The 11,652-nt window shown below is 46.9% G+C and carries 14 protein-coding genes; 8 read left to right on the top strand and 6 right to left on the bottom strand.

Annotated elements, in window-relative coordinates:
• Positions 1 to 3: 3 nt before the first annotated feature.
• The 3 genes from rsmB to def all read right to left on the bottom strand — a co-directional run bounded on the left by rsmB (position 4) and on the right by def (position 2,867).
• Positions 4 to 1,287 (bottom strand): 16S rRNA (cytosine(967)-C(5))-methyltransferase RsmB, encoded by a 1,284-nt coding sequence (gene rsmB / locus R7O12_RS21800; protein WP_025628789.1) that lies wholly within the window; start codon positions 1,285 to 1,287, stop codon positions 4 to 6.
• A gap of 80 nt (positions 1,288 to 1,367) precedes the next feature.
• A complete protein-coding gene (gene fmt, locus R7O12_RS21805; RefSeq protein ID WP_318126368.1) occupies positions 1,368 to 2,315 on the bottom strand; it encodes a methionyl-tRNA formyltransferase in 948 nt (315 codons plus the stop codon).
• Between the two features lie 33 nt (positions 2,316 to 2,348).
• Positions 2,349 to 2,867: a peptide deformylase gene (def, locus tag R7O12_RS21810; RefSeq protein ID WP_005379068.1), complete on the bottom strand. Its 519-nt coding sequence runs from the start codon at positions 2,865 to 2,867 to the stop codon at positions 2,349 to 2,351.
• Between the two features lie 138 nt (positions 2,868 to 3,005).
• Between def and R7O12_RS21815 the strand changes: the two genes are divergently transcribed.
• From R7O12_RS21815 to R7O12_RS21830, 4 genes are all read left to right on the top strand, one after another.
• Positions 3,006 to 4,100 carry a LysM peptidoglycan-binding domain-containing protein gene (locus R7O12_RS21815; RefSeq protein ID WP_318126370.1) on the top strand — a complete coding sequence of 365 codons (1,095 nt, stop codon included), beginning with the start codon at positions 3,006 to 3,008 and terminating at the stop codon, positions 4,098 to 4,100.
• A complete protein-coding gene (dprA, locus tag R7O12_RS21820; protein ID WP_213894300.1) occupies positions 4,084 to 5,193 on the top strand; it encodes a DNA-processing protein DprA in 1,110 nt (369 codons plus the stop codon). The genes R7O12_RS21815 and dprA overlap by 17 nt, the downstream gene beginning before the upstream one ends.
• 2 nt (positions 5,194 to 5,195) lie before the next feature.
• Positions 5,196 to 5,675, top strand: a complete 480-nt coding sequence (locus R7O12_RS21825) for a DUF494 family protein (RefSeq protein WP_005379074.1) — start codon at positions 5,196 to 5,198, stop codon at positions 5,673 to 5,675.
• Between the two features lie 76 nt (positions 5,676 to 5,751).
• Positions 5,752 to 6,321 (top strand): type I DNA topoisomerase, encoded by a 570-nt coding sequence (locus tag R7O12_RS21830; RefSeq protein ID WP_053350677.1) that lies wholly within the window; start codon positions 5,752 to 5,754, stop codon positions 6,319 to 6,321.
• 65 nt (positions 6,322 to 6,386) lie between these two features.
• On the opposite strand, the gene R7O12_RS21835 is transcribed toward R7O12_RS21830, so the two are convergent.
• Both R7O12_RS21835 and purE read right to left on the bottom strand, forming a co-directional pair.
• Positions 6,387 to 7,520 (bottom strand): 5-(carboxyamino)imidazole ribonucleotide synthase, encoded by a 1,134-nt coding sequence (locus R7O12_RS21835; RefSeq protein WP_238764915.1) that lies wholly within the window; start codon positions 7,518 to 7,520, stop codon positions 6,387 to 6,389.
• A 4-nt stretch (positions 7,521 to 7,524) separates the two neighbouring features.
• On the bottom strand, positions 7,525 to 8,010 hold the full coding sequence (gene purE, locus R7O12_RS21840; RefSeq protein ID WP_215810055.1) for a 5-(carboxyamino)imidazole ribonucleotide mutase: 486 nt from the start codon (positions 8,008 to 8,010) through the stop codon (positions 7,525 to 7,527).
• 200 nt (positions 8,011 to 8,210) lie between these two features.
• On the opposite strand from purE, the gene R7O12_RS21845 reads away from it, so the two are divergent.
• The 4 genes from R7O12_RS21845 (at position 8,211) to R7O12_RS21860 (ending at position 10,935) form a co-directional block, all read left to right on the top strand.
• Positions 8,211 to 8,768, top strand: a complete 558-nt coding sequence (locus tag R7O12_RS21845; protein WP_005379084.1) for an L-threonylcarbamoyladenylate synthase — start codon at positions 8,211 to 8,213, stop codon at positions 8,766 to 8,768.
• 47 nt (positions 8,769 to 8,815) lie between these two features.
• Positions 8,816 to 9,733 (top strand): oxygen-dependent coproporphyrinogen oxidase, encoded by a 918-nt coding sequence (gene hemF / locus R7O12_RS21850; RefSeq protein ID WP_047104448.1) that lies wholly within the window; start codon positions 8,816 to 8,818, stop codon positions 9,731 to 9,733.
• Positions 9,734 to 9,834: 101 nt separating this feature from the next.
• Positions 9,835 to 10,668 (top strand): shikimate dehydrogenase, encoded by an 834-nt coding sequence (gene aroE, locus R7O12_RS21855; protein WP_017821584.1) that lies wholly within the window; start codon positions 9,835 to 9,837, stop codon positions 10,666 to 10,668.
• Between the two features lie 3 nt (positions 10,669 to 10,671).
• Positions 10,672 to 10,935: a DUF1488 domain-containing protein gene (locus tag R7O12_RS21860; protein ID WP_005379090.1), complete on the top strand. Its 264-nt coding sequence runs from the start codon at positions 10,672 to 10,674 to the stop codon at positions 10,933 to 10,935.
• 7 nt (positions 10,936 to 10,942) lie between these two features.
• Here R7O12_RS21860 and R7O12_RS21865 read toward each other — a convergent pair whose 3' ends face one another.
• Positions 10,943 to 11,491, bottom strand: a complete 549-nt coding sequence (locus R7O12_RS21865; RefSeq protein ID WP_005379096.1) for a gamma carbonic anhydrase family protein — start codon at positions 11,489 to 11,491, stop codon at positions 10,943 to 10,945.
• Positions 11,492 to 11,652 lie beyond the last annotated feature (161 nt).

Consider the following 11,652-nt stretch of genomic DNA (forward strand, 5'->3'; position numbering starts at 1 on the left):
CTGTTACGCGTGTGTTTTAGTTAGCACTGCGTAGTAGAAACCATCCATATCTTCTTCGCCTGGTAGAATTTGACGACCAGGCTGGTCGGGATCAGAATCCAGCAGTTGCGCATCCGCGGTACGTGCTAAAAACGCTTTTACTTGCTCCACGTTTTCTTGCGGTGTGATTGAACAAGTCGCGTAAACCATTGTGCCGCCGGGCTTCAGTTGCGTCCACATGGCATCAAAAATTTCACTTTGCAGCTCTGCTAATGCGGCGATGTCGTCTGCACGACGTAGCCATTTGATGTCTGGGTGACGACGAATCACGCCAGTCGCAGAACATGGGGCATCCAGCAAAATGCGATCAAATTGCTCGCCTTGCCACCATTCTTGTGGATTACGCGCATCACCGCAAACCACTTTTGCCTGAAGGTTGAGACGCTTCAGGTTTTCATGCACACGTTTCAAGCGTGTGTCGTCGCAGTCAATCGCGACCACTTCACTGCCTGACGTGCGCTCTAGAATGTGCGCCGTCTTGCCACCTGGCGCTGCACAGCAATCTAAAATCAGTTCGCCGTCTTGTGGTTTTAGGTAGTTGATCGAGAGCTGCGCCGCCGCATCTTGGACCGAAACCCAACCTTTTTCAAAACCAGGTAGCTTCATCACGTCACATGGCGCGGCCAATTTTATGGCGTCCATTGCTTCTGTGTGTGGCGTGCTATCAATGTTTTCATTTTTGAGTAGCGCAAGGTATTCATCACGAGTGTGATGTTGGTGATTCACACGCAGCCACATTGGTGCTTTTTGGTTATTTGCTTCCACAATGCTTTCCCATTGCTGTGGGTAGGCCTCTTGCAGCAGTTTTAGTAACCAGCTTGGGTGACCGTACTTGCCAGCGTTGTTGCTGACGGCCATTTGGTCGAGTTCTTCTTGGTTGCGCTGGTAGTTACGCAATACAGCGTTAATCAAACCACGCAGACGAGGACCTTTCAGCTCTTTAGTGCCTTCAACCGTTTCACCAACTGCTGCGTGCGCAGGAATACGCATGAAGCTCAGTTGGTAAATACCAACCAGAATTAAGTGATGGAATACACGTTGTTTGCCTTTGAGGGGCTTATCCATCAACTGGTTTGCGATCATTTCTAGGCGAGGGAGGTAACGTAGCGCACCGTAACAGATCTCTTGTAGCAGAGCATGGTCACGAGGTCGTACCGTTTGCTGAGCCGCTGGAAGAGCGCTTGAAAGTGAGTGGCCCTTGTCGACGACAAGATACAGGACGTTAGCAGCCGCAGCGCGAACATTCATGATGAGTACCTTAAAGTAAAGGAGGGCATCTCTGCCCTCTAAAAGTTCGTATTATTGGGGATAATAACCCCTAGTATGGCTTAAACCAGCAGAGTGCCAACTTCAAACCAAGCTGCACGTGAGTTCAGAATATCCTGAACTGACATGGCTTTTTTGCCAGGTACTTGCAGTTGCTCTAGCACCAGCACGCCGTTGCCTGTCGCAACATAAATACCGGCTTTATCTGCTTGCACGATGGTGCCAGCTGGTTTGTCACTGGTTTGCTCTGCCACACGGCTTTGCCATACTTTGATGCTATTTTCTGCCGCCTCAAAGTGGCTCATTGGCCATGGGTTAAACGCACGAATACAGCGCTCAATGTGCGCCGCATCGTCGTTCCAGTTGATGCGTGCTTCTTCTTTGCTGAGCTTTTTCGCGTAGTTCGCGAGCTCATCGTCTTGCTTCACTGGCACTGCTTTACCCGCAGCAATGTCTGCTAGGCAGTCAATCAGGGCTTCTGGACCAAGCTCAGCCAATTTTTCATACATTGAAGCGCTGGTATCTGTCGCTTCGATTGGCAGAGTTGCAATCTTCAGCATATCACCAGTGTCGAGACCGATGTCCATCTGCATGATGGTCACGCCAGTTTCTGCATCGCCCGCCCAAATAGAGCGTTGGATTGGAGCCGCACCACGCCAACGAGGTAGGATAGAACCATGTACGTTGATACAACCCAGTTTAGGGGTATCAAGAACCGCTTGTGGCAGCAGCATACCGTACGCCACGACAACCATGAGGTCGGCGTTCAGATCGGCAAGTTCTTGTTTCGCTTCGTCGGACTTAAAGCTTTCAGGTTGGTAAACCGGGATATTGTGTTCTAGCGCCAGTTGTTTTACCGGTGGCGCAGCCAATTTTTTGCCACGACCCGCTGGACGATCTGGGTTTGTGTAAACCGCGATGACTTCATGCTCCGAAGACAACAACGCCGCCAAGTGACGGGCGGCGAAATCCGGAGTACCTGCAAAGACAATTCGTAAAGACTGACTCAAGGTAGACTTCCTTCTAATTGGTATGGTTCGAGATTAAGCGTTTTGCTGCTTCTCGTTAAAGCGTTTGATTTTCGCTAGCTTGTCCTGAATGCGTTTGCGTTTCAGTGGTGATAGGTAATCCACGAATAGCTTACCTTGTAGGTGATCAAGCTCGTGTTGAACACAAATCGCTAGCAGGTCGTCGGCTTCAAAGGTGAACTCTTTGCCATCACGATCCAGTGCTTTAACGGTAACTTCTGCAGCGCGAGGCACAAGTGCGCGTGCACCTGGTACCGACAGACAGCCTTCTTCGATGCCATCTTCGCCACGCTTTTCCAGAATCTCAGGGTTGATTAGCACCATCGGCTCATCGCGAGTTTCTGAAATATCAATCACTACGATACGTTTGTGGATATCAACCTGCGTTGCAGCAAGGCCAATACCTTCTTCGTCGTACATGGTTTCAATCATGTCATCGACGATTTTTTGAATCTCAGGTGTCACCGCTTCAACAGGCTTTGCGACTGTGCGCAGGCGATCATCCGGGAATGTTAATACTTGTAATACAGACATATTCACTCGAAATATTGAACTGTGCCGAAACAGCACAAACCTTGTTGGCTCAATTCTAGACATTTTATAGCCTAAATGACAGCATCCTTGCACCAATTTCCATTCTGGTTCCTGCTTAATAGACCAAGGACGAGGGTCATGAATCGAATTTTCCGCAACGTTGCCAGTGTTACGTTGCCGTTACTTTTCTCTTTCAACGCTGTAGCAAATGTGGATGCGAACCCACTGACTGTTAAAGATGATGCGCCACAAACATATGTAGTTGTGAAGGGCGATACGCTATGGGATATTTCGGCCATGTACTTAGATAGCCCGTGGTTGTGGCCTCGTTTATGGCAAGTAAACCCGGAAATCGATAACCCTCATTTAATTTATCCCGGTGACAAGCTGTCTTTGGTGTGGATTAACGGTCAGCCCGTGTTGAGCCTAAAACCGGTTAAGAAGCTGAGCCCGAAAGCTCGCATCACAGAAAAGAAAGCCGTACCAACGGTCGCGGAAGGTTTGGTGATGCCTTACCTTAAATCGGATCGGTTGCTAGATAAAGATTCGTTGAACAGAGCAGCAAAAGTGATGGGTAGCAGCAAAGGCAGTAAGTATCTGACTGCAGAAGATGTGCTGTATATCAATGGCAATCAGACCGCGACAGGTTGGGCTATTTACCGACCAGTAGCTACCTTTTCGCGTGACGATGTGTTCGAAGAGATTACCGCGCTGCGTTTGATTGCCAAAGGCGAGCTCGTTGAAGCTTCGAGTGATTATTCAGGTTTGAAGCTTACATCGCAAATGCAAGAAATCCTACGTAACGATATCGCGTTGCCAAATCAATCGGTTGAGAATACTGACTTCACGACTACGTTCTATCCGCTGCCGTCGCCACAAGGCAGTTCTGCAAAGTTGCTAGGTAATATCGAAGGTATTCGCTTTAGTTCAACTAACCAAGTCGTGGTGATTGATAAAGGCACGTCAGACAATCTCAAGCAAGGCAGTGTGTTTGATTTAAAAGAAGACGCGCACCCAGTTTACAAAGACGGCGATGAGTTCAAGAAAGAGTTTGGCGTGCTTGATAAGAAAATTACTTTGCCTCAAAGCAAAGTTGGTGAGTTGCTGGTCATTCGTCCTTATGAGTACTTTAGCTTGGCACTGATCACTAACAGTACGAAACCCATTAACCAAGATATTTCGGTGGTGTCACCGTTGGCGGACGAATTAACCATCGATGAATCGACGAAATAACGATGATCTCGCTGCCTGGTTAAAACTGAGTTGTTTGCCAGGCATTGGCGGCGTCAAAATGAATAAGCTACTGGCAAGAGACACGCCACGTAACATCGTAAACTTCTCTCCTGAACAGCTACAACAACTTGGGTTAACAACTAAGCAAATTCAAGCTTGGGCTTCAACAGATAAAGAAGTCGATGCTTGTTTAAGCTGGCTTGAGGCTTCTACAAATCATCATATCCTGACACTGACTGACCCGTGTTATCCACCTCAGCTCAAACAAATCGTTGCACCGCCACCTCTACTTTTTGTTCAAGGAAACCCTACTTGTCTTTCTCAGCCACAAATCGCGATGGTTGGAAGTCGAAATGCGAGTATTGATGGATTACAGCATGCACGTCAGTTTGCTGCAGAGTTTGTTCAGCACGATTTTATTGTCACCAGTGGTCTCGCTTTAGGCATTGATGGTCATGCGCATGATGGTGCGTTGCAAGCGGGTGGTAAGACGATTGCGGTGCTAGGATCTGGCTTAGAAAATATTTATCCGGCACGTCATCGTGGTTTAGCGCAACGTGTTATTGAACATGGGGCTTTGGTGTCTGAGTTTCGGCCTAATGCCAAGCCGCGCCCAGAAAACTTCCCGCGTCGTAATCGTATTATTAGTGGATTATCGCTTGGTGTACTGGTCGTCGAGGCGGCGAAAAAGAGCGGCTCGTTAATTACAGCTCGTTACGCGCTTGAGCAAGGTCGAGAAGTATTTGCGCTGCCAGCGTCAATCAATGCCCCCAATGCCTGCGGTGGAAACCAGTTGATACGTCATGGCGCTTGCCTCGTAGAAAAGACGAAAGATGTCTTAGATGAAATACAGTCCTTGCTTGATTGGTCTATTAATCAGAGTACCGATTTATTTTCTACGTTAAATGATGAAGAAGAATTGCCATTTCCTCAGCTGTTAGCTAACGTAGGAAGTGAAGCTACACCGGTTGATATTCTTGCAAACAGGACCAATATACCTGTCCAAGAAGTCATGATGCAGCTCTTAGAGTTAGAACTCTCTGGGCATGTCGTTGCGGTTTCAGGTGGCTATATTCGAAAGGGGAGGGGCTAGCTATGATGATGGATATACTGATGTATCTATTCGAAACCTACATCCATAGCGATGCAGAGTTACAGGTCGAACAAGACGAGTTGGAAGAAGAGTTGCTTCGTGCAGGCTTCCAACAAAAAGATATCTACAAAGCCCTTGTCTGGTTAGAAGAGCTTGCCGCATTGCAGCAAAGTGACACCTCTTCTGCAATCTCGACTTGCATGGCTTCGTCATCAACTCGTATCTACACAGCGAAAGAGATGCAGCGTTTAGATTTGGAATGCCGAGGTTTTCTATTGTTTCTCGAGCAAATCAATGTGTTAACCACAGAAACTCGCGAAATGGTGATTGACCGAGTGATGGGATTAGAAACGAGTGAGTTTGAGCTTGAAGATCTCAAATGGATCATTCTGATGGTGCTGTTTAATGTGCCTGGCAACGAAAACGCTTACACGCTAATGGAAGAGCTGTTGTACACCAAGGAACAAGGGATTCTTCACTAACCATCTGGGCAAGTTCGAGTTTAACTAGAATAAACGCGAGTTTGTCTTTTTGTGTGTTTTTCACGAAACGGTAAGTATGAGTAGTAAAATCGACAACACCCTTTTCTCTGCCCATGAACACGCTTTGGAGCACGAGCCGTGTCCAAAATGTGGTGGTGAGCTGACTCTCAAGCACGGAAAACATGGCCCATTTCTCGGCTGTAACCATTACCCAAGCTGTGATTACATTAAACCGCTACACAGCAATGATGGGCACATCGTGAAAGAGTTGGGTGTGCCTTGTCCTGAGTGTGGCAATGAGTTGGTACTCCGCCAAGGGCGCTACGGCATGTTTGTCGGTTGTAGTAACTACCCGGCTTGTCATCATATTGAGTCGATTAATCAACCAGAGCCAGAGGCGCAGTCACAAGAGCAACACGCTTGCCCTGAATGTGGCAAAGGACATTTGGTTGAGCGTAAAACCCGATTTGGCAAAACCTTCTACGCGTGTGATAACTACCCTAAATGCAAATTTGCTGTGAACCTTGCTCCGGTCAAGGGGCGATGCGAAGAGTGTGGTTTTACTCTGTTGGTGGAGAAGAAACTTGCCAGTGGTGTGAAATTGCAATGTGCTAATCGTAAGTGTCAGCACACCCAGCAAGGGTAAATGAATTAAAGGAATTGAAAAGGGTCGCATCGTGCGACCCTTTTTTGTTTTTTTGCTGCCAAACGTTAGTGTTGAGGCTGTTTAGCGAACGCTTGCACGGCTGGGAAAGCTATTGGGTCTAAGATGTCTGCCAGAGCGCACAACCTACGGTGCAATTCTCCTGGGTAGTCGCCACACACGTTGATGTGTCCCATCTTGCGACCTGCACGTTTCTCTTTGCCATACCAATGAATGTGGCAACCATCCATTAATAACAATGCTTCTGGTAGTGTGTCTTCACCAAGAATATTAATCATTGAGGTTTCACGAACCAATTTCGTACTGCCTAATGGTAAGCCGCACACTGCGCGCAGATGGTTTTCAAACTGACACGTTTCTGCACCTTGCTGTGTCCAGTGACCAGAGTTGTGCACGCGTGGAGCAATCTCATTCACTAAAAGTGCCCCATCGACATCAAAGAACTCAAGCGCTAATACGCCAACGTAATCTAGGCTATCTGCGACTGCCGTGAACATTTGCTTTGCTTGTTCCTGTAACCCTGGCGCATCAATCGCAGTAGAAAGACTCAATACACCGTTGGTGTGGACGTTCTCTGCCAGAGGATACACTTCCACACTGCCATCTTTGCTTCGAGCACCAACCAGTGATACTTCGCGGTTAAAAGGAACAAACTCTTCAGCAACAATCGCTTGAGTTGGTGTTGCCGCGATGCACTCCGACATCTCAGTCCAAATGTCGTCGACTTGAGAAGCTTCTTTTAAGCGCCATTGGCCTTTACCATCGTAACCACCTAATGCACTTTTCAGAACCATTGGCATACCAACGTGTTCAATTGCGCGGTCAAAGTCTTCACGAGTTTCAATGACGTAGTATTTCGCGTTGCGCACGCCGGCATCATCAAGCAGTGCTTTTTCAATACGGCGATCACCACCTGCTTTGATGGCTTGCGTACTTGGTAGGAACTTGCCGCTCGCTTCGCAAACCTTGAGCACGTCATGTGGAATATGCTCGAACTCGGCAGTAATCACATCAACTTGCGTAATCGCATTTTCCAAGCCATGGCCAAGTACCTGTTGAGTTAAAGGGTGAACGACATCACCGCTGGTGACATCGTAAGCTGAAATTTGAATATTCAGTGGCGCACCAGCCAGAGACATCATACGAGCCAACTGACCCGCACCAAGAACCAGTACATGCATCTGATTAATCCTCTGCAGGGTTTGGATTTGCGAGAACTGTTTCCGTTTGCTCATTACGGAATGCTTCTACCTTCGCCATGATGTTTTCATCATGAGTGCCTAGGATTTGCGCTGCTAGGATACCGGCGTTTGCTGCGCCCGCTTCGCCAATCGCCAATGTACCAACCGCAATTCCCTTTGGCATCTGTACAATAGAAAGCAGTGAATCCATACCTTTCAGTGCACGAGACTGAACGGGAACCCCAAGCACTGGCAAACTAGTAAACGCCGCCGCCATACCTGGTAGGTGGGCTGCACCACCTGCGCCTGCGATGATAACTTTGATGCCGCGTTCTTTTGCGCCACTAGCGTAGTCAGCCAGTAATTGAGGAGTTCGGTGTGCTGACACGACTTTTGTTTCGTAAGGCACGCCAAATTGATCTAGCATGTATGCTGCTAGTTTCATGGTTGGCCAATCGGATTTAGAACCCATGATGATACCGACTTTCATCTCAAACTCCTTTAAGCTGCAAAAAATTAGGTGAGCTATAAATTTGTGCGCATTATACGGGGATTTTTATCTCAAGCAAACGTTTGCGTCTTGTTGTTGGCGCTATTGATACATTTTATAAAAAAATTGCTTTAGTGTCTGAGAATGAATATTTGTACACTTAGTGAAAACAACACAGTCAAACAAATAGGAAGTAGTCGGTGGATAACTTTGAACAAGTGCTCAACGCACTCAAGCAAGGCGAAGTGATTGCCTATCCAACAGAAGGGGTTTTTGGTGTCGGATGTGATCCAGATAACCCAGAAGCAATTCAAAAGCTATTAGAGCTCAAGCAGCGTCCGGTAGAAAAAGGGCTGATTCTCATCGCGGCAAGTTATGATCAGCTCTTGCCTTATATTGATGAATCTCAGTTGACTGAAGAACAATTACAGACTGTTCATGCCACTTGGCCAGGCCCATACACTTGGATCATGCCAGCGAGCGATAAAGTATCCAACTGGGTTTCAGGGCAGTTTGATTCAATTGCGGTTCGTGTGACTGATCATCCTTTGGTGCAAAAAATGTGTAATGCATTCGGAAAGCCGTTAACCTCTACCAGCGCGAATCTTTCCGGCTTACCACCGTGTATGACCACGGAAGAAGTCGAAGAGCAGTTGGGTGATAAGCTGGTCGCCATTCTTCGTGGCGAGACCAGCGGTCGTGATAAACCCAGCGAGATTCGTGACGCCAAAACTTCACAAATATTAAGACAGGGTTAACCCTGCTAGCCAGCCATCATTAGGTTTCACGTAATAGGTAATAACGTATGTCAGCGATCGATAAGCACGCCGTAAAGCAGTTCTTGATGTCACTTCAGGACTCCATTTGTCAGCAGTTAGAACAAGAAGATGGAAAGGCCGTCTTTGTCGAAGATGCATGGCAACGTGAAAAAGGAGAGCGTCTGGGTGGCGGTGGTCGCTCACGTGTTTTGCGTGATGGCCTTGTTTTCGAGCAGGGAGGCGTGAACTTCTCGCATGTGGAAGGGAAAGAAATGCCAGCATCTGCGACAGCGCATCGCCCAGAGCTAGCGGGTCGTCGTTTTGAAGCGATGGGTGTTTCTTTGGTTATTCACCCTAAAAACCCTTATGTACCGACTTCACACGCCAATGTCCGCTTCTTTATTGCAGAAAAAGATGGCGAAGACCCAATTTGGTGGTTTGGTGGTGGTTTTGACCTAACACCGTTCTACCCATTTGAAGAAGATTGCCAATCATGGCACGACACTGCAAAACAGCTTTGTGCACCATTTGGTGACGATGTTTACCAAGAGCATAAGGCATGGTGTGACAAATATTTCTTCCTACCACATCGTAATGAAACTCGCGGTGTTGGCGGTTTGTTCTTTGATGATCTAAACCAGTGGGAGTTTGATAAGTGTTTTGCTTACATCAAAGCCGTCGGTGAAGGCTATTGCCAGGCTTATTTGCCGATCGTTTCTCGTCGTAAAGAGATCGAGTATGGTGAGCGTGAGCGTGAATTCCAACTATATCGTCGCGGCCGTTACGTAGAGTTCAACTTAGTGTATGACCGTGGCACCTTATTTGGTTTACAAAGTGGTGGGCGTACTGAGTCGATTCTGATGTCAATGCCGCCGCTCGCTCGCTGGGAGTACTGCTACGAGCCAGAAGCGGGATCGCCAGAAGCTGAACTTTACGAGCGATACCTAACGCCCCGAGAGTGGTAAGCACGGAATCTCCTTTTCTATATAGATAGATAGTGATAGGGTCATCTGTAATCAGGTGGCCCTGTTTTCTCTATATCTAAGTAAGGAACAAAGGTAAGGAAATGACCCAGCAAATCGATCGCTATGCCGTGTTTGGTAATCCTATCGGACACAGTAAGTCGCCATTCATTCACACCTTGTTTGCTCGTCAAACTAATCAATCTTTGGTGTATACCGCAGAAAGTGCACCTGTTGATGGTTTTATTGACGCGGCGAAGGTGTTTTTTGCTGAAGGTGGCAAGGGGTGCAACATCACTATGCCATTTAAAGAAGATGCTTATCAATTTGCTAGTCGATTGACAGAACGGGCTCAGTTAGCAGGCGCGGTAAATACCCTCAAGAAGTTAGACGATGGTGAAATCATCGGTGACAACACTGATGGTGCAGGTTTAGTGCAAGATCTGCTTCAGCATCAGGTTGTATTGGAAGGTGCGCGAATCCTAATTATTGGTGCTGGTGGTGCGGCTCGTGGTGTTATTAAGCCACTACTCGATCAAAAGCCGACCTCTTTAACCATTACCAACCGTACCTTTAGTAAAGCACAAGAGCTCGCAGAGCTGTTTGTCTCTCACGGTCCTATCCTCGCCAAAGAGATGGCAAGTATTGATGAAGAGTATGATGTCATCATTAACTCCACATCCGCTTCTCTTAGTGGTGAACTGCCGACTATTTCATCCTCCATCTTTGCCGCTAACAGTACAAGCTATGACATGATTTATGGCAAAGGGGTGACGAGCTTTAACTTATGGGCAAAAGAGAATGGTGCCGCTCATGCGTATGACGGTCTTGGAATGTTAGTTGGGCAGGCTGCGGAAAGCTTTATGCTCTGGCGTGGCTTACGTCCTGGTGCCAAACAAATTCTCAGAGAACTAAGAAAGAATCTTGAAGGTCAATAAGCGATGAATCAATCCATCTTATTCCCAGATATTCAATCATGGGATGAAGTATCACAATCGGTAAACTTTTCGGCGCAACAATCAGGCGCACTAATAGAGTGCTTTGTGACGAAACAAAAGTTAGAAAAGCTCAGTGGTTCACTGATTGAAACTGAGCAAGCGGCAATTAAAGTGTTTACTGATTACAGATTCGACCTAGAAGAAATGGCTGAAGAGCTAATAGAAGATGAAGCCTTCAACGAAGAAGGCCATATCATCATCGGTTAACAGGGTTTTAGTTCAAGTCTTTTACTTCATTTAAGTAGTCGTTTTTGTTCTGCACATAGTTGTTGGCAGACTTTTGCAAGAAAGCTCGTTCTTTTTCTGATAGAGGGCGAGCTTGTTTTACTGGGCTTCCAACATATAAGTAGCCACTTTCTAATACTTTCCCAGGTGGCACTAAACTGCCTGCTCCGATCATCACCTCTGACTCAATTACAACAGCATCTAAAACAATAGCTCCCATACCAACCAAAACACGATCGTGGATCTCACAACCGTGCAGCATCACTTTGTGGCCAATCGTAACGTCATTACCAATAATCAATGGGTAGCCGTTTGGGTTTTCGGCGTTCTTATGGGTGACATGCAAAACACTGCCATCTTGAATATTCGTTCGATCACCAATGTGAATGTGGTTTACATCGCCTCGCGCTGCTACCAATGGCCAAATGCTAGAATCATCGCCAATTCGGATATCACCGACTAAAACAGAGGTTGGGTCAACGTAAACACGCTCACCAAGTTCAGGCTTTATACCTTTGTAGCTTCTCATTGAGCTCATCTTTTTTCCTTATTCAGGGCGATTACAGGGTGTATGGAGGTAGAATAGTAGTGAAAACTCGCCTTTTAGAATAAAAAACACCCAAACGATAAAAAAATCAAAAAAAACGAGAAAAAGGGCTTGCCAATGTGATCGCAATCTCTATAATGCCACCTCGCTGA

It is taken from the genome of Vibrio sp. Vb1574, assembly GCF_033338675.1.